Source organism: Streptomyces sp. NPDC051133 (assembly GCF_040682635.1).
In the GTDB taxonomy this organism is placed as follows: Bacteria; Actinomycetota; Actinomycetes; order Streptomycetales; family Streptomycetaceae; genus Streptomyces.
Genome location: NZ_JBFBBK010000028.1, coordinates 80719 through 100016, shown reverse-complemented (window position 1 = coordinate 100016; position 19298 = coordinate 80719). Strand labels below are relative to the sequence as shown.

Sequence of the window (19298 nt, the reverse complement as noted above, 5' to 3'; positions counted from 1 at the left end):
GTCAGGCGATGTGCGGTTCTTCCTGGAGTTCCCGGGAGTGGCGGTCGGTGAAGGCCTTGACCATGTGTTCGGCGTCCCGCTGGGGGAGTGCCACGCCGAAGGTCGCCTCCACGTCGTCCCTCAGCTGGGCGGCCGTGGGGTAGCTGCCGTCGATCGACTTGCGGAAGACCTGGTAGTAGTCGTCCTCCGTCGGCTCCGGTTCGGGGACACCGCCGCCCTCGCCGAGTTCGCGGGTGCGGTTCGGGCCCACCGGGATGGGGAAGCTGCCGGTCTCCTCGGGGGAGGGCTGCTGGAACTGCTCGGGCGGCTGGTCCTCGTACCACTCCCCGTACTCCTCCTCGGGGGCGTACTGAGGTTCTTGCATCATCGGGTCGTAGGCGGGGTCGTAGCCGCCGTGGTACTCGATCTCCCGCGGGGCCTGGAACCAGGGGCTCTGCTCGTCCACGGGGGCGTGGTCCGGCTGCCCGGCGGGCTGGCCGGGCAGCTGGGGGCGCCGCTCGCTCTGCGGTGCCGCGCCCGTGCGTGCCGGAACGGCGGCGCGACCGCCCGCGGCCACGGCGGGGACCACGCTCGGCTCGATGCCCGCCGCCGCCAGGCCCGCCGGGGCCGTCTCCGCCAGCGGTACGCCGTACCGCGCCAGCCGCAGCGGCATCAGGGACTCCACCGGGGCCTTGCGGCGCCAGGCCCGGCCGAAGCGGGAACGGAGCCTCGCCTGGTAGACGAGACGTTCCTGCTCCAGCTTGATGACCTGGTCGTAGGAGCGCAGCTCCCACAGCTTCATGCGGCGCCAGAGGAGGAACGTCGGCACCGGGGAGAGCAGCCAGCGGGTGAGCCGGACGCCCTCCATGTGCTTGTCGGCCGTGATGTCGGCGATGCGGCCGATGGCGTGGCGGGCGGCCTCGACCGCGACCACGAACAGGACCGGGATCACCGCGTGCATGCCCACGCCCAGCGGGTCCGGCCAGGCGGCGGCGCCGTTGAAGGCGATGGTCGCGGCCGTCAGCAGCCAGGCCGTCTGGCGCAGCAGCGGGAACGGGATGCGGATCCAGGTCAGCAGCAGATCCAGGGACAGCAGGACACAGATACCTGCGTCGATGCCCACCGGGAACACGTAGGAGAAGTTCCCGAAGCCCTTCTTCAAGGCCAGCGCCCGGACGGCCGCGTACGAGCCGGCGAAGCCGATGCCGGCGATGATCAGGGCGCCGGTCACGACCACGCCGATGAGTATGCGGTGCATCCGAGTCAGCTGCAGTGGCGCGGCCACTCGTTCTCCCCTCCCCTTGCCTGTTGTTGCGCGCAACAGAGTGGCACACGTGTACGGCGAACGTGGCAGCGGTCGGCCGTTCCGGCCGGGAGAGGGTGGGGAGACAGTGCGGAGAGGCGGTGTCGGAGAGCGCGGGATCCCGCCCGGACAGCGCCGCCGGCCTGCTGTGACGGCGATGCGGTCGCCCATGGGGACGCGTTCGCCCCGGCCCTGCGCACGACATGGTGATCTCCGTACGCCCCCCGAGCACGGGCGCGGTCCGGCCGGAGGGGCCCGGCCGCGCCCGGAGACCCGTCAGCCCTTCTGCGCCGCCGACTTCGACGGGGACGCGCTCGCAGAAGCGGACTTCGACGGGGACTTGGACGGCGACGCCGACTTCGACGCCGACTTCGACGGGGACGCCGACTTCGAGGGCGAGGCAGAGGACGACGACGAACCCGACCCCGAGCCCTGGCCGTTGGCGGACGACACCGACGCCACCGCCTCCTTCACGGCCTTCTCCGCCGCCTTCGCGAGGTCACCGGCGTCCGGAGTCTTCTCACCGGCCAGGCCGGCGCCGTTGTAGTCGAGCGTGACGACCACGTTCTCGACCCGCGCGACCACCGTCTGCTGCTTGAACAGGCCTTCCTTCTTCTTCAGGTCGTACCGCACGGTCGTCGCCTCGGCGCCCACCCCGGACACCGGCTGCGACGACGCGTTCTTCGCGCCGTCCACCGCCTGGGCGTCCTTGACCTGCCGGACGAAGTACGCGTGCGCCTGCGCCTCACCCGTGCCGCGCGAGGCGTCCGAGTCGAAGCGCAGCAGGGAGACGTTCAGCCAGCGGAACTGCGAACCCTTGACACCGTTGTTGTCCAGGCTGTTCCACGAGCAGGAAGAACGCGACGACGGGTCGTCCGAGCCGCCCTTCTTGGCCGACGAGACACCCTTGGGCACCAGATCGCCCAGCGTCTTCTTCGTCAGCACCGCGCACGAGTCCGGAAGCTTCCGGTACGCGGCCGCCTGCACGGTCGGGGACGCACTCGCGGACGGCGTGCCACTGCTCGCCGACTGCTGCTGACCGCTGTCGGTGCCCTTGCTCTTGGAGTCGCCCGAGTCCGAGGAGCAGGCCGCGGTGATCAGCACCGCGGGAACGGCTGCCGCGCAGATCAGAACGCGGCTCAGGCGCCGGCTGCGCTTCGCTTGCTGGGCACGGTCGTCTCGCTGGACTGCTCGTCGCATGGTTCCTTCACTCGTGACGCTCGGTGTTCGTGCGGGTTCCTGCGGGGCCACCGTACGCGGTGAAGGAGCTGTGCGGTTTCTCTTCGAGTGCTTTGCCGGACGGGGTGGATGGGGCCGGGGAGACCGTCATCCGTTGAGCGCGTCGTCCAGTTGCGAGGCCAGATTCCGGGCCCTGTCCTGCATTTCCTTGCTGTCCGGGACCGTTCCGGTGGCCATCGGCTGCTCCTCGTACTCCAGGGTGACGACGACGTTGGACGTGCGGAACACCACAGTCACCGTCCGCTGCTCGGCCGTCGAACCGGACGTGCTCAGCTGATCGTCGATGTACGCCTCGTCACCGAGGTCGGAGAGCGCGCGCGGCTGAAGATCATTCGGCGTGCCGTCGGCGGACGAGGCCCCGCCCGGGGACGCCCCGCCCGGCGACGACGCCCCGTCCGAGGGGGACGCCCCGTCGCTCGGCGAGCCGGACGGGGAACCGGTGGCGGACCCCGACGGGGTGGGCGTCGGGGTCGCGGACCCGCCGGGCGTCGCGGTGCCGGCCGGCTCGGGCAGATCGGCGGCCGTCTCCTTCCCCTCGAACAGCTTCCGCGCCTGGTCGTCGTCACTGACCGCGTTGTCGTACGACACCACGCGCTCGAAGTCGACCGAGAGCCGGTCGGTGGCGTCGGCGGACTCCACCTTCCAGTGGCAGCCGACCTTGCGTTCCGTGTCGTAGGTGAGCGCCGCCTCGCCCTGGTAGGCCTTGTCGCGCTGGTCCGGGTCGGTGATCTGCTTGATCCCGGGCAGGAGCGAGTCGAGGTCGTCGTGACCGACCGCGCCGCAGGGTTCGGGGAGGGTGCGGTACTTGCCGGGCTGCGCGGCGACGGTGGCCGTGCCGGTGTCGCCCGGGTTGGCGTTGTCCGCCGGGCTGTCGTCCCCGGAGCCGCTCGTGCAGCCGGCCAGCAGCGCCACGAGGAGGGCGGCGGTGCCGGTTACGTACGCCTTCCGCTGCACGGTCAGGCTCCTCTCGACGGTGTGCGCTCGCTCGATGGGCCGGTGTCCCCGCTGGTTATTCGCTTGCCGCGCGGGGGCGCCCCCTGGAGACAATGTGTATCGCACGCACTGCCGTGAACGCCGGTCCGTTGTCCCCTTTGCCGACCTTGGCGCCGGTTTTGCTATCTAAGACTTCTGTCATGTTTTCGGGGGAATGAGGACGCTATGTCGTACGTGGAGATGCCGGGCGCGAAGGTTCCGATCCGCATGTGGACGGACCCCGCGACGGTCGAGGACGTGGCCCTGCGCCAGCTCCAGAACGTGGCGACCCTGCCGTGGATCAAGGGCCTCGCGGTCATGCCGGACGTCCACTACGGCAAGGGCGCGACGGTCGGCTCGGTCATCGCGATGCAGGGCGCGGTGTGCCCGGCCGCGGTGGGCGTGGACATCGGGTGCGGGATGTCGGCGGTGAAGACGTCACTGACCGCCAACGATCTCCCCGGTGACCTCTCGCGGCTGCGGTCGAAGATCGAGCAGGCGATTCCGGTGGGGCGCGGGATGCACGAGGACCCGGTCGAGCCCGGGGACTTCCATGGGCTGGCGACGTCCGGGTGGGACGACTTCTGGGGGCGGTTCGACGGGGTGGCCGAAGCGGTCAGGTTCCGCCAGGAGCGGGCCTGGAAGCAGATGGGCACGCTCGGCGGGGGTAATCATTTCATCGAGATCTGCACGGATTCGACCGGTTCCGTGTGGCTCATGCTTCACTCCGGTTCCCGCAACATCGGCAAGGAACTCGCCGAGCACCACATCGGCGTGGCCCAGAAGCTCCCGCACAACCAGGGCCTGGTCGACCGCGACCTCGCCGTCTTCGTGTCGGACACACCTCAGATGGCGGCCTACCGCGACGACCTGTTCTGGGCGCAGGAGTACGCCACGTACAACCGCACACTGATGATGGCACTCCTGAAGGACGTGATCCGCAAGGAGTTCAAGAAGGCGAAGCCGGCCTTCGAGCCGGAGATCTCCTGCCATCACAACTACGTGGCGGAGGAGCGCTACGAGGGCATGGACCTGCTCGTGACCCGCAAGGGCGCGATCCGGGCCGGCTCGGGTGAGTACGGCATCATCCCGGGCTCGATGGGCACGGGGTCGTACATCGTGAAGGGCCTCGGTAACGAGATGGCCTTCAACTCGGCGTCGCACGGAGCGGGTCGGCGCATGAGCCGGAACGCGGCCAAGCGTCGGTTCTCGACGAAGGACCTGGAGGATCAGACGCGAGGCGTGGAGTGCCGCAAGGACTCCGGTGTCGTGGACGAGATCCCGGGCGCGTACAAGTCGATCGACCAGGTCATCGACCAGCAGAAGGACCTGGTGCAGGTCGTGGCGAAGCTGAAGCAGGTCGTCTGCGTGAAGGGCTGACCTGCGGCTCGTGGACGACCGGAACTGGAACGGGTCTCCCGGGTGTCCTTCCGGTCGTCGAAGCGGTGACGGAGGGGGGCACTTGATGGAGCGCAGGCGTATGCGGTTCGGGGTGTGGGCCGTCGGGGTGGTCGTCGTCGGGAGTCTGGCGGCGGGGTGTTCGCAGAAGTACGACGACGAGCGGGGGAAGGGGGACGCGCCGGTCAGGGGGAAGGCCGGGGACAACACGCCCGCCGAGGTCTTCAACATGCCGGACGGGTTCGGGAACCTCGCCACCAAGTGTGTCGGGCACGGGTTCCGGGCGTATGTGACGACCAACGCCAGCGGGCCGTCCAACGTGCAGATCGTGGAGGACAAGGCGTGCGCCGGCTGAGCGCCGCGGTGGCCGTGGGTGTCGTGCTGCTGGTCGGCGGGTGTTCCCGGCAGCACTACGAGGAGCGCGGGAAGGCCGACGCCCCGGTGGCCGGACGGGCCGGGGAGGACTCGCCCGCCGAGGTCTACAACTTCCCCGACGGGTTCGGGAACCTCGCCACCAAGTGTGTGGGGGAGGGGAAGCGGGGCTATGCGACGACCAAGTTCGTGCAGTCCGAGGACGAGGACGATGTGAAGATCGTCCCCGCGAACGCCGTCATCGTCGACGACCCGTCCTGCCGGTCCCGCTGATCACTTCGCGTGGCGTACCGCGTAGATCATGACGAACGCCACGAAGTGGATCCCGAAGAGGAAGTAGCCCAGGAACCACCAGACCTTGCGCTCGTCCTTGGTCTCCTGGGCCAGGCGGCGTCGTTCCAGGGAGTCGGCCGCGCCGTCCTGCGCCATCAGGGCTCCCGGTGGAGTTTGGTGTTGGACGCCTGGGCGCGGGGGCGCAGGACCAGGAGGTCGACGTTGACGTGGCTGGGGCGGGTGACCGCCCAGGCGATCGTCTCGGCCACGTCGTCCGCGGTGAGGGGCTCGGCCACGCCCTCGTAGACCTTGGCGGCCTTCGTCTCGTCGCCGCCGAAGCGGGTCAGGGCGAACTCGTCGGTCTTGACCAGGCCGGGGGCGACCTCGATGACGCGGACGGGCCGGCCGACGATCTCCAGGCGCAGCGTCTCGGCGAGGACGTGGGCTCCGTGCTTGGCAGCGACGTAGCCCGCGCCGCCCTCGTAGGTGCCGTGGCCGGCGGTGGAGGAGACGACCACGACCACGCCGTCCCCGCTCGCCTCCAGCTTGGGCAGCAGTGCCTGGGTGACGTTCAGGGTGCCGATGACGTTGGTCTCGTACATGCTGCGCCAGTCCGCCGGGTCGCCGGTGGCCACCGGGTCGGCGCCGAGGGCGCCGCCCGCGTTGTTGACCAGGACGCCGATGGTCTTGAAGGCGGTGGCGAACTCGTCGACGGCCGCGCGGTCCGTCACGTCCAGCTGGTACGCCGTCGCCGCGTGGCCCGCCGTGGTGAGTTCCTCGGCCAGCGCCTCGATGCGGTCCTTGCGGCGGGCCGTGAGGACGACCCGGTAGCCGGCGGCGGCGAGCTGCCGGGCCGTGGCGGCGCCGATGCCGCTGCTCGCGCCCGTGACGACGGCGATGCGGGAGGCGGCGGACGGGACGGCGGGGGCCATGGGCTGCTCCTGGGAGGAAGGTTTGCGGCTTCGTCCAGCCTAGGTGAGTCTCAGCCGCCGTTCCTCGGCGCCCACATGATCACGGCCATTCCTGCGAGGCAGATGAGCGCCCCGGTGACGTCCCAGCGGTCGGGGCGGTAGCCGTCGGCGACCATGCCCCAGAGGATCGAGCCGGCGACGAAGATCCCGCCGTAGGCGGCGAGGATGCGGCCGAAGTGGGCGTCCGGCTGGAAGGTGGCGACGAAGCCGTACGCGCCCAGGGCGAGGACTCCGCCCGCCGCCCACAGCCAGCCGCGGTGTTCTCGTACGCACTGCCAGACCAGCCAGGCGCCGCCGATCTCGAGGAGAGCGGCGACGACGAACAGGGCGGCGGAGCGGAGGATCGGCATGGACGCAGCTTCGCACGCGGGTACCGGCCCGGGTTTCCCGCGTCTCAGGTGCCTTCCGTGCCTTACGCGTCTCGGGCGCCTTACGCGTCTCGGGTGCCTGACGCGCCCTCCGCGTCTTCCGTGTTCTCCGCGTCGTAGCGTTCGCGGGCCGTGCGGACCTCGTCGAAGTGGGTCTCCGCCCAGTCCTTCACGGCGGTGAGCAGGGTGGCGAGGCCGACGCCGAGCGGGGTGAGCGCGTAGTCGACGCGGACGGGCACGGACGGGGTGACCGCGCGGCTGATGATGCCGTCCCGTTCGAGGGCGCGCAGGGTCTGGGTGAGCATCTTGGGGCTGACGCCCGGGATCCTGCGGCCGAGGTCGCTGTAGCGCAGGGATCCGGTGGACAGGGCGGCGATGACGAGGCCGACCCACTTGTCGCTGAGGCGGCCGAGCAGCTGGTGGCTCGGGCAGCTGCGGAGGAAGGCGTCGTACTCGATCCGTGCCTGTTCGCGGCGCTGGGCCGCGGTCATGGTCGCCATGGGCTCTCCTTCGGGTCACCTACGCACTCACAGGTAACTACTTACCGATGGATAGTACCTCTCCTAGGGTTGGTGCTGCGGGCAGGAAATCGCCGCGGAGGGCATCAAATACCTTGTGGATCAGGAGAGTTGACATGCGTGCTGTGGTGGTGCGGACGTTCGGTGGGCCGGAGGCCGTGGAGGTCGCGGACGTGGCGGTGCCCGAGCCGGGGGCGGGGCAGGTGCGGATCAAGGTCGCGGCCGGCGCGCTGAACCCGGTGGACGTGGCCGTGCGGGCCGGCTTCTTCGGCGGGCCCGGCGGGACGCTGGGGCTGGGCTGGGACGTGGCCGGGACGGTGGACGCGGCCGGGGCGTCCGTGGTCTGGGAGGCCGGTGACGCGGTGGTGGCGCTGGTGCCGGGGGTGACCGAGCCGCTGGGCGCGCACGCCGAGTACGTCGTCGTGGACGCGGACGCGGTGGCGAAGGCGCCGGTCTCGGTGGACGCGGTGCGCGCGGGCACCCTGCCGCTGAACGGGCTGACGGCGTTGCAGGCACTGGACCAGCTGGAGCTGGCGCCGGGTGCGTCGCTGCTGGTGACGGGGGCGGCGGGCGCGGTCGGCGGGTTCGCGGTGCAGCTCGCCGCGCGGCGCGGGATCGAGGTCGTGGGGCAGGCCCGCGCGGATGACGAGGAGCTGGTGCGGTCGCTGGGGGCCGCGCGCTTCACGGCCGGAGGGGTCGAGCCGGGCGGGGTGGACGCGGTGCTGGACGCGGCGGTGCTCGGGGAGCCGGCGCTGGAGTGGGTGCGGGACGGCGGCGCGTTCATGGGGGTACGGCCCGGTGGGCAGCCGGGGTCGGTGCGCGGGGTGCGGACCGCCTCCGTGTCGGTGCGGCCGGACGCGGCGCAGCTGGCGGAGCTGGTCCGGCTGGTGGACGAGGGGGTGCTGACGCTGCGGGTGGCCGGGACGTACGCCCTGGAGGAGGCCGCGAAGGCGCACGCCCGGCTGGCGGAGGGCGGGGTGCGGGGCCGTCTGGTGCTGGTGCCGTAGCCGGGAATAGCCCGGGCCGGCGGACCGTTCGACGGATATAGTTGAATGGTCAACCATATGGAGGATGAGCGGCCATGCAGTTCGGGATCTTCACGGTCGGCGACGTCACGCCGGACCCGACCACGGGGCGTACTCCGACCGAGCGCGAGCGGATCAAGGCCATGGTCGCCATCGCGCTGAAGGCGGAGGAGGTCGGCCTGGACGTCTTCGCGACCGGCGAGCACCACAACCCGCCGTTCGTGCCGTCGTCCCCGACCACGATGCTCGGCTACATCGCCGCGCGGACGCAGAAGCTGATCCTCTCCACGTCCACCACCCTGATCACCACCAACGACCCGGTGAAGATCGCGGAGGACTTCGCGATGCTCCAGCACCTGGCCGACGGGCGGGTGGACCTGATGATGGGCCGCGGCAACACCGGGCCGGTCTACCCCTGGTTCGGGCAGGACATCCGGCAGGGCATCAACCTCGCCATCGAGAACTACGCCCTGCTGCGCCGGCTGTGGCGCGAGGACGTCGTGGACTGGGAGGGGAAGTTCCGCACCCCGCTGCAGGGCTTCACCTCCACCCCGCGCCCGCTGGACGGCGTCCCGCCGTTCGTCTGGCACGGCTCCATCCGCTCGCCGGAGATCGCCGAGCAGGCGGCCTACTACGGAGACGGCTTCTTCCACAACAACATCTTCTGGCCCGCCGACCACACCAAGCGGATGGTCGAGCTGTACCGGGCCCGGTACGCCCACTACGGGCACGGCACGCCCGAGCAGGCGATCGTCGGCCTGGGCGGCCAGGTGTTCATGCGGAAGAACTCGCAGGACGCCGTGCGCGAGTTCCGCCCGTACTTCGACAACGCGCCGGTCTACGGCCACGGGCCCTCCCTGGAGGACTTCACCGCCCAGACCCCGCTGACCGTCGGCTCCCCGCAGCAGGTGATCGACCGGACGCTGTCCTTCCGGGAGAACGTCGGCGACTACCAGCGTCAGCTGTTCCTGATGGACCACGCGGGGCTGCCGCTGAAGACCGTGCTGGAGCAGCTCGACCTGCTCGGCGAGGAGGTCGTGCCCGTGCTGCGCAAGGAGTTCGCGAACGGCCGTCCGGCGAACGTGCCCGAGGCGCCCACGCACGCCTCCCTCAAGGCGTCCCAGGAGGTGACGGTATGAAGCTCGTCGTCGTCTCGGCGGGGCTGAGCGTCCCGTCCTCCACCCGGCTGCTGGCCGACCGGCTGGCCGCCGCGGTGGACCGGCGGACACCGGTGGACATCGAGGTGGTGGAGCTGCGGGACCTCGCGGTGGAGATCGCGCACAACTTCACCAACGGTTTCGCCGGCGAGCACCTCGCCGCCGCCCAGGAGGCGGTGACGGGGGCCGACGGCCTGATCGTCGTCACGCCGGTGTTCAGCGCGTCGTACAGCGGGCTGTTCAAGTCGTTCTTCGACGTGCTGGAGAAGGACGCGCTGGCCGGCAAGCCGGTGCTGATCGCGGCCACCGGCGGTACGGCCCGGCACTCGCTGGTGCTGGAGCACGCCCTGCGTCCGCTGTTCGCCTACCTGCGGGCCGTGGTCGTGCCGACCGGGGTGTACGCCGCGTCGGAGGACTGGGGCGAGGAAGGGCTCCCGGGGCGGATCGAGCGGGCGGCACAGGAGCTGGCCGCCCTCATGACCGGGCTGTCGGCGGTCCGGGCGGACACCCCGGCGAGGCTGCACGTCGTGCCGTTCGAGGAACAGCTCGCACGGCTCGGAGCACGGGCAGGGTGAGAGGACGGTGGGCCCCCGAGCCGGGTTGCCCCCGTGACGGTGAGAGGCGGGTAAAAAGGGTGATCGTAGGCCCGCCCGCCCCGGCCGAAGCCCCCGTGGCCTTGGCAGACTGGGTGCGTGCCCCAGACTGTGCTGCTCGCTGAAGACGACCGTGCCATCCGCCATGCCCTGGAGCGTGCCCTGACCCTGGAAGGGTACGAGGTGACGGCGGTCGCCGACGGTGTGGAAGCGCTGGCGCAGGCCCACAAGACCCCGCCGGACGTCCTCGTCCTCGACGTGATGATGCCGGGCATCGACGGGCTCCAGGTCTGCCGGGTGCTGCGCGCCGAGGGCAACCGCACCCCGGTCCTCATGCTCACCGCCCTGGTGGAGACCGCCGACCGGATCGCCGGCCTGGACGCGGGCGCCGACGACTACGTGGTCAAGCCGTTCGACGTGGAAGAGGTCTTCGCCCGGCTGCGCGCGCTGCTGCGCCGCACCAGCCCGGTGCCCGCGGGCGGCGCCGGGGAGGCCGGCCGGGGCGAGGCCCAGATCTCCGACCGGCAGGTGGAGGCCGCCGGCATCCGCATGGACCTGCAGGCCCGCCGGGCCTGGCGCGGCGGGCGCGAGCTGGAACTGACCCGGACCGAGTTCGAGCTGCTGGAACTGCTCGTGCGCAACGCCGGGATCGTGCTGGACCACTCCACGATCTACGACCGGATCTGGGGCTACGACTTCGGCCCCGGCTCCAAGAACCTCGCCGTCTACGTCGGCTACCTGCGCCGCAAGCTCGACGAGCCCGGCTCTCCTCAGCTGATCCACACCGTGCGGGGCGTGGGTTACGTGCTCCGGGAGGACTAGGTGGGCCGTCTGCGGCGGCTGCTGGCCCCGGGCCGGCCCAAGCTGGTCTCCCTGCGCACCACCTTCGCGGTGTCCTTCGCGGCCGTCACCGCCGCCGTCACGATCCTCGTCGGCATCCTGTCGTACGGCTCCGCCGCCCGGCTGGTCCGGGTCGACGAGCAGTCGGTGTTCGCGCAGGTCGTGCAGGACGTGCGGGACGAGGTACGGCAGCACGAGATGGTCCCGGAGGACTTCTCCTCCTCGCGGCCGGGGCACGACCTGGTGCGGCCCGCACGGACCGATGTGCAGGTGCTGGGCGCACAGGGCCAGATCATGGACCACGGCAGCCCGGTGCTGCCCGTGACCGCCCGCGACCGGGCCATGGCGCTGGCGCGGACGGCCGGGAGGGCGGTCGAGTACAAGGACGTCCGGGTGGGCGAGGACCTGTTCCGCATCGCCACCGTCTCCCTCGGTGACGGGCGGGGCGCGGTGCAGGTGGCGCAGGAGTTCAGCGACACCGAGGACCTGCTGCGCACGCTGCAGCAGCGGACGCTGATCCTGATGGCCGCGGTCGTGGTGGCGGCCGGTCTGTTCGGGTGGTGGCTGGCCCGGCGGATCACGCGCCGGCTGGTGATCCTCACCTCGGCCGCGGAGAACGTGGCCCGGACCCGGCAGCTGGGGATCGAGGTGCCGGTGGCGGGTCTGGACGAGGTGGGCCGGCTCGGCCGCGCCTTCGACCGGATGCTGGGCCGGCTCGCCCAGTCGGAGGAGGACCAGCGCAGGCTGGTGCAGGACGCGGGGCACGAGCTGCGGACGCCGCTGACGTCGCTGCGTACGAACATCTCCCTGCTGCGGCGGATCGACGAACTTCCGCCCGCGACCCGCGAGGAGCTGGTCGCCGACCTCGGCCAGGAGGCCCGGGAGCTGACCGACCTGGTCAACGAGCTGGTCGACCTCGCCGCCGGGCAGTCCGACAGCGAGCCGCCGCAGCGCGTGGACCTCGCCGACATCGGCGAGGACGTCGTGGGGCTCGCCAAACGCCGTACCGGGCGCGAGATCGTGCTGCGCGTGAGCGGTGACACGACGACCGAGGGGCGTCCCGGGATGCTCCAGCGGGCCATGTCCAACCTGGTGGAGAACGCCGCCAAGTTCGACCGGGACGGACAGGCGCCGATCGAGCTCGACATCACCGGGCCGGACCGGGCGGGCACGGTACGGGTGGAGGTGCTGGACCGGGGGCCCGGGATCGCCGAGGGCGATCTGATCCGTATCTTCGACCGCTTCTACCGGGCCGCCGACGCCCGGTCCCTGCCGGGCTCGGGCCTCGGGCTGTCCATCGTGCGCGAGGTGGCCATGGCCCACGGCGGCGCACCGTTCGCCTTCCGGCGCGAGGGCGGCGGGGCGGTCATCGGGTTCACCGTGGGCGGCGGGATCGTGGCGGGCACCAGCGCGCGGGGCGGCGGCTGATCAGGACCGGCCGCCCAGCCGCGGCAGGGTGAGGAAGCCCTCCGCCTGGGCGCTGGCCAGGCCGATCCGCGGAATGTCGCTGCTCTTGGCGAACAGCAGGAACCGGGGCTCCCACACCGGGCGGTACTTGGCGTTGGCACGGTACAGGGACTCGATCTGCCACCACCGGGAGAAGAAGGTGAGGGTGGAGCGCCAGACGCGGAGCACGGGTCCGGCGCCGAGCCGGGAGCCGCGCTCGAACACCGAGCGGAACATCGCGAAGTTCAGGGAGACCCGCTGGATGCCCAGCTCCTCGGCCTGCACGAGGAGCTCCACGACCATGTACTCCATCAGGCCGTTCTCGCAGGCGCGGTCGCGGCGCATCAGGTCCAGGGAGAGGCCGTGCTCGCCCCAGGGGACGAAGCTGAGCAGGGCGCGCGGTTCGTCGTTCGCGTCGCGGCACTCCAGCATCACGCAGCGGCCGTCGGCCGGGTCGCCGAGGCGGCCGAGCGCCATGGAGAAGCCGCGTTCGGTGGCGCCGTCGCGCCAGTGGTCGGCGCGGTCGACGAGGTGGGCCATCTCCTCCTCGGGGATGTCCTCGTGGCGGCGGATGCGGACGGTGTAGCCGGCCCGCTTGACCCGGTTGTGGGCCTGGCGGACGACCCGCATGGCGCGGCCCTCGAGGGTGAAGTCGGCGAGGTCGACGATGGCCTCGTCGCCGAGTTCCAGGGCGTCCAGGCCGTGCCGGGCGTAAACCGTGCCGGCCTCCTCGCTCGCGCCCATCACCGCGGGGGTCCAGGCGTGGCGGCGGGCCTCGGCGAGCCAGGCGTCGATGGCGCCGGGCCACGCCTCGGGGTCGCCGATCGGGTCGCCGGAGGCGAGGCTGACCCCGCCGACGACGCGGTAGGTGACGGCGGCCTTGCCGCTCGGGGAGAAGATGGCGGCCTTGTCGCGGCGGAGCGCGAAGTAGCCGAGGGAGTCGCGGTCGCCGTGCCGGTCCAGCAGGGCGCGCAGCCGGCTCTCGTCCTCGGCGCCCAGCAGGCTCTGTCCGCGCGGGGCACGGAAGCAGGCGTAGAGGGTCAGCAGGAAGGCCGCGGCCATCAGGATGTTGACGATGATGTCGGCCCAGCGGGGGGCGTGCACGGCGTCCACGCGGTCGGCGAGCGGGCCGACGCTGACGCCCCGCAGCAGCGTGTAGGCGATCTCCTGCTTGAGGGAGGCGCCGGGCAGCTTGTTGGTGGCGTGCACGAGGAGGGTGCCGAGGGTGCCGGCGACCAGGTTGCCCCCGGCGCCGGCGACGAGGGCCAGGCGCGGGTTGGAGCGGTCGCCGATGGCGTCGAACTCGCGGCGGCCGATCAGCAGGGCGGCGACGAACAGGCCGGTGAGGCCGGCGGAGACCCAGTTGAAGACGTGGTCGCGGAACGGGTCGCGGGTCAGCGCGAGGACGTAGAGGCAGAACAGGGGGCCTGCCAGGAGGAGGTTGAAGACCCAGGCGGCGCGCTTGCGGCGGCGCATCACCACCGCGAGGAACAGGGCGAGCGCGGCCGAGACCAGACCGGCGGTGGCCAGGTAGGGGGTGAAGAACTCGCCCGCGTTGTGCTCGTGCACCTCCTCGCGGAAGGGCAGCGAGATCACCGCGACGATGTTGAGGACGGCCAGCAGGCGCAGGTACCAGACGGTGGCCGCGGCGGCGCGCTTGCGCAACCGGTCGTCGCCGCCCGGCGGGAGCGGGATGACGCGCCGGGGGTTGCGCTGGGCCGGGACCTGCGGGGAGCTCAGAGTCGACTGTCGAGCTGGCATGGTGACTGGTCACCTTGGGGGAGGGGGACGGGGCAACACTGACCCTACAGCTCGTAGGGTAGCGCGGGTGCGGGGATCCGCACAGCCGCAGCACAGGGTCTCATCCCGAGCGGCCCGCGCCGCGCCGGGCCGCCGCCAGCGTCCACGCCAGGTTGCCCACGGCCGCGCCGGCCGCCACCGCGGCGACGATGACCCCGCCGGTCGCGAGGCCGTCGCTGAACAGGTGGGGGCGGCGGTCGAGGCTGTGCAGCCCGAATCCGCACAGCTCGTAGACGCCGACGGCGGCGATGACGAGGCTGACGACCAGCAGGGCCAGCGTCGGCGCGAGGCTGCGTGCGCAGACGTCGGCCGTCCCGCTGGGTGCCGTTTCCGTGTCCTGCATGCGTCCCCCGATGAACAGACGAGTGGCCGTTGCCGGTTGGGAACCTACATTACGTAGGGTCCGACGGCGTCCATGTCGTGCGGCCCGCCGGGCGGCGCGGCGGACATATGTGTCGGGTGTCACTCCCGCGCGGATGCCCCGGGAGTGCCTTGTTGACGCGTCGGACCTCGCGCGCGGTTCCCTGCCGTCGTCGATGCCGTTCAGCCGGTGCCGGCACCGGTCTCGTTGTCGCTCTCGTTGCCGGCGGTCGTGGTGCGGCGGGCGTAGGCGCGGGCCGCCCGGGCGCGGTCGCCGCAGCGGGTGGAGCACCAGTGCCGGCGGCCGTGACGCAGCAGATAACGGTTGCACGGGGCGGAGCCGCAGGCGGTGAGGCGGTCGGCGTCGGGCCCGGTGAGCAGGTCGGCGGCGTCGGCGGCCAGGGCGGCCAGGGCGTGCTCGACGATCTGGGTGGTCGGGTGGGCGGCGGCCCGGTACAGCCCCTGGCCGGGGGCCCAGTGCAGCAGGGAGGCGGCGGGGGCGCGGGTGAGCGCCGCGTTGACGGCGTCCAGGGCGTCGGCGGGGGCGGGGCGGCCGTCGGCCCGGGAGGCGAGGAGCGCGCGGATCTGCTCGCGCAGGGAGCGCAGCCGGGTGGCGCACGTCTCCCGCAGGTCCGCGTCGGCCGGGGCGAGGGTGTGCGCCACCAGCCAGCGCTGGGCCGCGCCGGGGGTGTCCAGCAGGTCGACGCGCTGTCCGCCGGGCAGCGAGAGCACGCTGTTGACGAGGTCGAGTGCGGGGTACCGGTCGGCGCCGGGCGCGGGGGGCAGGGGGGTCCGGTCGCTCTCCGTCGTACGGCTCTCTGTCACGTGTCTCATGGTACGCCTTGCGCTGATCCGTGAGAAAGGACTAGCGTGTCTCACGGATGAACTTCCTCCTATCCGTGAGGTGAGACTGCCGTGGCCATATCTCCCGCCGACCCCGCCGAACCCGCCGAGCGCGTCCCCGTCCGTGTCCTCGGCGGTCCCACCGTCCTCGTCGAGTACGGCGGACTCCGCTTCCTCACCGATCCGACCTTCGACGGCCCCGGCGCCTACCCCTCGCCCGGCGCCCGGACCCTGGTCAAGACCGCCCCGCCCCTCACGACCCCCGCCGAACTCGGCCCCGTGGACGTCGTCCTGCTCTCCCACGACCAGCACGCCGACAACCTCGACCACTCCGGCCGGGCCCTGCTCGCCGCCACCCCGCGCACCCTCACCACCCCCGCCGCCGCGGACCGCCTCGGCGGCACCACCGAGCCGCTCACCCCCTGGCAGTCCGTCGAGCTGCCCCGCCCCGACGGCGGCACCGTCACTGTGACCGCCGCGCCCGCCCTGCACGGCCCCGAGGGCTCCGAGCCGATCGTCGGCGAGGTCACCGGCTTCCTGCTGACCTCCGCCGACCTGCCGAGCCTCTACGTCAGCGGCGACAACGCCTCCCTGGAGCTGGTCCAGGAGATCTCCGACCGGTACGGCCCCGTCGACACCGCCGTCCTCTTCGCCGGCGCTCCCCGGATGCCCGCCCTCGACGACGCCCTCCTCGTCCTCGACGGCACCGGAGCGGCGACCGCCGCCCGCCTCCTCGGCGCCCGCCGCGTGGTCCCGGCCCACTGCGACAGCTGGGCCCACTTCACGGAGACCCGCGAGGACCTGGTGCGCGCCTTCGAGAAGGAGGGCCTGGCGGACCTCCTGCAACTGGACTGACGGGCCCGGCCCGCACCGGGTCCGTCGTCCGCCTCGCGCGCCCCCCCGGCTGCCGTTCAGGCGGGTCGGCGCCGCAGGTGTACCGCGCCGTACCGGTCATCGGGGCCAGCGCCTCATCGCCTGCACGGCCGAGCCCGGCTCCCCTACCGACGCGGGCCTGCGCCTGCTCGCGGGCACGGCGAACCCACGCACCGGGGCACCGGCGGAACGGTCTGCGAACGGGCCGTGTAGCGGGCCGCCGCGGAGTTCCCGTCCGGCACCACCCGTACGGCGCCGGACACCGCCGTACGGCACCGGAGCCCGCCGGCCCCGCTGGAGCCCGGAGCGCGAATCGGCCACCACCGGCGCGCCCGGCGTCCACCGCGACGAGCCCCGTCGGCCTGAGCCGGTCAGCTCGTGTCGTCCGCGCGCCAGGTCATCGTCACCTTCAGGTGGGCCTCGCCCTCCGACTTGGCGATGACGGCGCCGAGTTCGGCGTTCAGCCGCATCCCGAACTCCAGGCTGACCTCGCCCGGCGGGCTGGGCATGTCCCGCAGCCGGCGCAGCGCGGACGCGGCCGCGTTCCGGATGCGGTCGACTCCCTCCTCGAAGGAGGCGGTGGCGTCGGCCACCGCGTTGCCCAGGCGGGAGACCTCGACGACCCCCGGTTCGTCCTCCGCCACCTCCACGACCAGGAAACCGTCGCCGTCCCGCGACGGGAACCGCAGCAACCGCGTCACGTCGTCCCCCTCCTGACGCCTGCTCGGGCGCCTGTTCCGAGCCAGGACCGGCCGCACGCTCTATGACCTGCGGCCGTCTTCCACTGGCGAGCCATTGCAGCCACCATGGAAGCGCACCCCGAGCCGCCGAACCACCACGTCAGGGGGAACCACGGTATGGCAGAGTCTGCGAAGGACTTCTGTTCCGACCTGCTCGATCTGTCCGGGATCTCTCTGGCGGAGCTGTACTCGAGTGACGATCCCGCGCTGCGACGCGCGTTGAGTCAGGTCGATGCCAAGGCGACGGCGGCTTCCGGGACGCTGATGGGCGAGAGTGACAGCGACGAGATGAGATACGCACGCGGCCGGCGCCCGGATCAGTGCGGGCGGTGACCGCTCGTCGGCTGGACGTCCACCGGGTGCCTCTGGAATCGCTCCGGGCCATGGCGGCGGGCGACGCGAGCGAGACCGACCTCCGTCTGCTGCGTTCCGCTCAGCGCAGTCAACTCCTGCTGGTGCTGCGCGCCTTGCTGGACCACGTCGACGAGGCCGCCGGGCGCACCCGGCGTCCCGGCGGCGTCCCCTCGGGCCGGCTCGCCTGGGAGCTGCTGTGCGCGGCCCAGGAGCGGGACGCCGGGGCGGTGGAGTCCGTGCTCGCCGACCCCACCGTCATGGCCTGGGCGCTGCGGCTGCTCAGGCGCCTGGGCGGACCCGCCGCCGGGACGCCGTCCACGGCCCCGCTGTGGGCGGAGCTGGGCCAGTTCCAGGCGCTGGCCGCGGCGGCCGCCCTGCGCTCCGGGCTGCCCTGCGCGCTCCGGGTGCCCGCCCACCGCGGCATGGTCTGGCTGCCCGGCGCGGGGATGGCGGGCCCGGTGGCGCGCCGCCGGTGGAGCGAGGCGGAGGTCCGGGTCGACGGGGAGGGGGCCGTCGTGCGGGGGGAGTCCGGGCAGGTGCCGCTGTCCCGTCTCCTGCCGGCGCCGGCGCCGGGGTGGCGTCCGCTGCGGGCGGTGCGTGGCCTCGCGTCCGGTGCCGACGACGGGCGGGGAGCGGGGCCGTGGCTGGACACGGTCAGCCCCTACCGGGACTTCGCCCGTTACCCGAGCGCTCCCGGGCGGACGGGCGAGGGCCGATTACGGCGGTGGGAGAGCCGTATCGCCGGCGCGTACACCCTGCTGGAGCGGGAGGCCCCGGCGGACGCCGCCGCGCTGCGTGCGCTCGTCCGGATGCTCGTTCCGGAGTCGCTGCGCACGGCGGAGGGCGGTGTGGTGGCCAGCGCCTCCTCGCTGGACGCCTTCGGCGCGGTCACGCTGTCGCTGCCGTACGACGAGACCCAGGCGGCGGCCGTCCTCGTCCACGAGACCCGCCACCAGCAGCTCAACGCGCTGCTGAGTCTGGTGCACCTGGTCCAGCCCGCCGAGGACGGGGCCGACGACGCGAAGGACTGGCGGCTCTACTACGCGCCGTGGCGTGCTGACCCCCGGCCCGTGCGGGGGCTGCTGCACGGCGTGTTCGCGTTCGCGGGGGTCGGGCGGTTCTGGCGGACGCACCGCGGGCACGTGACGGGGACGGAACGGGAGCGCGCCGACTTCGAGTTCGCGGTCCTGCGGGAGCAGGTGCGGGAGGCGGTCGCCGCGCTGGCGACCGACGACGCCCTGACCGAGGCGGGCCGGCTCTTCGTCGACGAGATCGCGCACCTCGTCGCGGCCTGGCAGGACGACGACGTGGCGGCGGGCCCGGGCGCCCTGGCCCGGCACTACTGCGCGCTGCGGCGCGCCCTGTGGCGGGCGCGGCACCTGGAGATACCCGGGCCCGCGGCCGAGCGGCTGGCCGCGGCGTGGACGGCCGGGAGGCCGGCGACCGCCCTGCCCCCCTCGGGGGTGCGTCCGCGTCCCGATCTGATCCGCCTCGACCTGTTCGGACCGCTGGCCCGGTTCCACCTGACGGCTCCGGGCCCCTTCGCTCGCCGGCGCGTGCGGGAGGAGGAGCGGGGGGACCTCGCGCTGCGCGCCGGGTGCGCCGCGGTCGCGGGAGACGCCGAGGCGGCGGCCCGCCGCTACGCGGAGTGGGGCGCGCGGGAGCCCGAGGAGCCCGAGGCGTGGCTCGGCGCGGTGCTGGCGCTGCCCGAGCACGCCCGAGGGGCGGGAGCCGCCCTGCTGCTGGACCGTCCCGAGGTGGTGGCCGGTGTCCGCCGGGCCGTGGCGGCCGCGGGGGGCGGCCGGCCCGCCCCGCTCGACCTCGCCGCCTGGCTGGCGGCGGCCGGCCCCCGCCCGCGGTGAGGGGGCTCCGGC

General features: G+C 72.8%; 22 protein-coding genes. 11 read left to right on the top strand and 11 right to left on the bottom strand.

The genetic code is table 11. The annotated features are described in order from the left end of the window. Window position 1: 1 nt before the first annotated feature. The 3 genes from AB0N17_RS27255 to AB0N17_RS27245 form a co-directional block, all read right to left on the bottom strand. Window positions 2–1237: a DUF2637 domain-containing protein gene (locus tag AB0N17_RS27255; RefSeq protein WP_366014142.1), complete on the bottom strand. Its 1236-nt coding sequence runs from the start codon at window positions 1235–1237 to the stop codon at window positions 2–4. A gap of 321 nt (window positions 1238–1558) precedes the next feature. Then, window positions 1559–2482 (bottom strand): DUF3558 domain-containing protein, encoded by a 924-nt coding sequence (locus AB0N17_RS27250; protein WP_366014141.1) that lies wholly within the window; start codon window positions 2480–2482, stop codon window positions 1559–1561. Window positions 2483–2608: 126 nt separating this feature from the next. Next, window positions 2609–3475 (bottom strand): DUF3558 domain-containing protein, encoded by an 867-nt coding sequence (locus AB0N17_RS27245; protein WP_366014140.1) that lies wholly within the window; start codon window positions 3473–3475, stop codon window positions 2609–2611. Window positions 3476–3679: 204 nt separating this feature from the next. Here AB0N17_RS27245 and AB0N17_RS27240 point away from each other — a divergent pair, with 204 nt between their 5' ends. The 3 genes from AB0N17_RS27240 (at window position 3680) to AB0N17_RS27230 (ending at window position 5536) form a co-directional block, all read left to right on the top strand. Then, window positions 3680–4873, top strand: a complete 1194-nt coding sequence (locus tag AB0N17_RS27240; protein ID WP_366014139.1) for an RtcB family protein — start codon at window positions 3680–3682, stop codon at window positions 4871–4873. A gap of 85 nt (window positions 4874–4958) precedes the next feature. Beyond that, on the top strand, window positions 4959–5246 hold the full coding sequence (locus AB0N17_RS27235; protein WP_366014138.1) for a hypothetical protein: 288 nt from the start codon (window positions 4959–4961) through the stop codon (window positions 5244–5246). Continuing rightward, entirely contained in the window at window positions 5234–5536 is a 303-nt protein-coding gene (locus AB0N17_RS27230; RefSeq protein WP_366014137.1) for a hypothetical protein, read from the top strand. The genes AB0N17_RS27235 and AB0N17_RS27230 overlap by 13 nt, the downstream gene beginning before the upstream one ends. Here the strand turns inward: AB0N17_RS27230 and AB0N17_RS27225 are convergent, their stop codons facing one another. The 4 genes from AB0N17_RS27225 to AB0N17_RS27210 all read right to left on the bottom strand — a co-directional run bounded on the left by AB0N17_RS27225 (window position 5537) and on the right by AB0N17_RS27210 (window position 7375). Beyond that, window positions 5537–5692, bottom strand: a complete 156-nt coding sequence (locus AB0N17_RS27225) for a hypothetical protein (RefSeq protein ID WP_366014136.1) — start codon at window positions 5690–5692, stop codon at window positions 5537–5539. It lies immediately after the preceding gene. After that, window positions 5692–6468, bottom strand: coding sequence for an SDR family NAD(P)-dependent oxidoreductase (locus AB0N17_RS27220; RefSeq protein ID WP_366014135.1), 777 nt, complete (start codon window positions 6466–6468; stop codon window positions 5692–5694). Before AB0N17_RS27220 ends, AB0N17_RS27225 begins: the two co-directional genes overlap by 1 nt. Before the next feature lie 50 nt (window positions 6469–6518). Continuing rightward, window positions 6519–6857, bottom strand: a complete 339-nt coding sequence (locus tag AB0N17_RS27215; protein WP_366014134.1) for a YnfA family protein — start codon at window positions 6855–6857, stop codon at window positions 6519–6521. 80 nt (window positions 6858–6937) lie between these two features. Further along, entirely contained in the window at window positions 6938–7375 is a 438-nt protein-coding gene (locus AB0N17_RS27210; RefSeq protein WP_366014132.1) for a helix-turn-helix domain-containing protein, read from the bottom strand. Window positions 7376–7509: 134 nt separating this feature from the next. On the opposite strand from AB0N17_RS27210, the gene AB0N17_RS27205 reads away from it, so the two are divergent. From AB0N17_RS27205 to AB0N17_RS27185, 5 genes are all read left to right on the top strand, one after another. Continuing rightward, a complete protein-coding gene (locus AB0N17_RS27205; RefSeq protein ID WP_366014130.1) occupies window positions 7510–8400 on the top strand; it encodes an NADP-dependent oxidoreductase in 891 nt (296 codons plus the stop codon). A 74-nt stretch (window positions 8401–8474) separates the two neighbouring features. Beyond that, on the top strand, window positions 8475–9557 hold the full coding sequence (locus AB0N17_RS27200; protein ID WP_366014128.1) for an LLM class flavin-dependent oxidoreductase: 1083 nt from the start codon (window positions 8475–8477) through the stop codon (window positions 9555–9557). Beyond that, window positions 9554–10150, top strand: a complete 597-nt coding sequence (locus AB0N17_RS27195) for an FMN reductase (RefSeq protein WP_366014127.1) — start codon at window positions 9554–9556, stop codon at window positions 10148–10150. The genes AB0N17_RS27200 and AB0N17_RS27195 overlap by 4 nt, the downstream gene beginning before the upstream one ends. Window positions 10151–10279: 129 nt before the next feature. Continuing rightward, the gene (locus AB0N17_RS27190) at window positions 10280–10990 is read left to right on the top strand and encodes a response regulator transcription factor (RefSeq protein ID WP_366014174.1); all 711 of its coding nucleotides are present in this window, start codon (window positions 10280–10282) and stop codon (window positions 10988–10990) included. Continuing rightward, on the top strand, window positions 10991–12436 hold the full coding sequence (locus tag AB0N17_RS27185) for an ATP-binding protein (RefSeq protein ID WP_366014126.1): 1446 nt from the start codon (window positions 10991–10993) through the stop codon (window positions 12434–12436). Here AB0N17_RS27185 and AB0N17_RS27180 read toward each other — a convergent pair whose 3' ends face one another. The 3 genes from AB0N17_RS27180 to AB0N17_RS27170 form a co-directional block, all read right to left on the bottom strand. Beyond that, window positions 12437–14215, bottom strand: a complete 1779-nt coding sequence (locus AB0N17_RS27180) for a phosphatidylglycerol lysyltransferase domain-containing protein (RefSeq protein ID WP_366014125.1) — start codon at window positions 14213–14215, stop codon at window positions 12437–12439. It lies immediately after the preceding gene. Between the two features lie 100 nt (window positions 14216–14315). Further along, window positions 14316–14597 (bottom strand): hypothetical protein, encoded by a 282-nt coding sequence (locus tag AB0N17_RS27175; RefSeq protein ID WP_366014124.1) that lies wholly within the window; start codon window positions 14595–14597, stop codon window positions 14316–14318. Between the two features lie 200 nt (window positions 14598–14797). Then, entirely contained in the window at window positions 14798–15448 is a 651-nt protein-coding gene (locus AB0N17_RS27170; protein WP_366014122.1) for an ABATE domain-containing protein, read from the bottom strand. A gap of 81 nt (window positions 15449–15529) precedes the next feature. Between AB0N17_RS27170 and AB0N17_RS27165 the strand changes: the two genes are divergently transcribed. Beyond that, on the top strand, window positions 15530–16312 hold the full coding sequence (locus AB0N17_RS27165; RefSeq protein ID WP_366014121.1) for an MBL fold metallo-hydrolase: 783 nt from the start codon (window positions 15530–15532) through the stop codon (window positions 16310–16312). 389 nt (window positions 16313–16701) lie between these two features. Here the strand turns inward: AB0N17_RS27165 and AB0N17_RS27160 are convergent, their stop codons facing one another. Further along, complete coding sequence (locus AB0N17_RS27160; RefSeq protein WP_366014120.1) at window positions 16702–17031, bottom strand: CU044_2847 family protein; 330 nt, start codon at window positions 17029–17031, stop codon at window positions 16702–16704. A gap of 156 nt (window positions 17032–17187) precedes the next feature. Here AB0N17_RS27160 and AB0N17_RS27155 point away from each other — a divergent pair, with 156 nt between their 5' ends. Together AB0N17_RS27155 and AB0N17_RS27150 are read left to right on the top strand one after the other, a co-directional pair. Next, window positions 17188–17403 carry a hypothetical protein gene (locus AB0N17_RS27155; protein ID WP_366014119.1) on the top strand — a complete coding sequence of 72 codons (216 nt, stop codon included), beginning with the start codon at window positions 17188–17190 and terminating at the stop codon, window positions 17401–17403. After that, a complete protein-coding gene (locus tag AB0N17_RS27150) occupies window positions 17400–19286 on the top strand; it encodes an HEXXH motif-containing putative peptide modification protein (protein WP_366014118.1) in 1887 nt (628 codons plus the stop codon). Before AB0N17_RS27155 ends, AB0N17_RS27150 begins: the two co-directional genes overlap by 4 nt. The last annotated feature ends 12 nt before the right edge of the window (window positions 19287–19298 follow it).

What these genes read in the sequence shown, in the direction of transcription:
- AB0N17_RS27240 (WP_366014139.1), top strand. Translation starts at nt 3,680, where the DNA reads ATGTCGTACGTGGAGATGCCGGGCGCGAAGGTTCCGATCCGCATGTGG.
- AB0N17_RS27155 (WP_366014119.1), top strand. Translation starts at nt 17,188, where the DNA reads ATGGCAGAGTCTGCGAAGGACTTCTGTTCCGACCTGCTCGATCTGTCC.
- AB0N17_RS27200 (WP_366014128.1), top strand. Translation starts at nt 8,475, where the DNA reads ATGCAGTTCGGGATCTTCACGGTCGGCGACGTCACGCCGGACCCGACC.
- AB0N17_RS27235 (WP_366014138.1), top strand. Translation starts at nt 4,959, where the DNA reads ATGGAGCGCAGGCGTATGCGGTTCGGGGTGTGGGCCGTCGGGGTGGTC.
- AB0N17_RS27215 (WP_366014134.1), bottom strand. Translation starts at nt 6,857, where the DNA reads ATGCCGATCCTCCGCTCCGCCGCCCTGTTCGTCGTCGCCGCTCTCCTC.
- AB0N17_RS27195 (WP_366014127.1), top strand. Translation starts at nt 9,554, where the DNA reads ATGAAGCTCGTCGTCGTCTCGGCGGGGCTGAGCGTCCCGTCCTCCACC.
- AB0N17_RS27175 (WP_366014124.1), bottom strand. Translation starts at nt 14,597, where the DNA reads ATGCAGGACACGGAAACGGCACCCAGCGGGACGGCCGACGTCTGCGCA.
- AB0N17_RS27220 (WP_366014135.1), bottom strand. Translation starts at nt 6,468, where the DNA reads ATGGCCCCCGCCGTCCCGTCCGCCGCCTCCCGCATCGCCGTCGTCACG.
- AB0N17_RS27225 (WP_366014136.1), bottom strand. Translation starts at nt 5,692, where the DNA reads ATGGCGCAGGACGGCGCGGCCGACTCCCTGGAACGACGCCGCCTGGCC.
- AB0N17_RS27180 (WP_366014125.1), bottom strand. Translation starts at nt 14,215, where the DNA reads ATGCCAGCTCGACAGTCGACTCTGAGCTCCCCGCAGGTCCCGGCCCAG.
- AB0N17_RS27210 (WP_366014132.1), bottom strand. Translation starts at nt 7,375, where the DNA reads ATGGCGACCATGACCGCGGCCCAGCGCCGCGAACAGGCACGGATCGAG.
- AB0N17_RS27250 (WP_366014141.1), bottom strand. Translation starts at nt 2,482, where the DNA reads ATGCGACGAGCAGTCCAGCGAGACGACCGTGCCCAGCAAGCGAAGCGC.
- AB0N17_RS27255 (WP_366014142.1), bottom strand. Translation starts at nt 1,237, where the DNA reads ATGCACCGCATACTCATCGGCGTGGTCGTGACCGGCGCCCTGATCATC.
- AB0N17_RS27170 (WP_366014122.1), bottom strand. Translation starts at nt 15,448, where the DNA reads ATGAGACACGTGACAGAGAGCCGTACGACGGAGAGCGACCGGACCCCC.
- AB0N17_RS27205 (WP_366014130.1), top strand. Translation starts at nt 7,510, where the DNA reads ATGCGTGCTGTGGTGGTGCGGACGTTCGGTGGGCCGGAGGCCGTGGAG.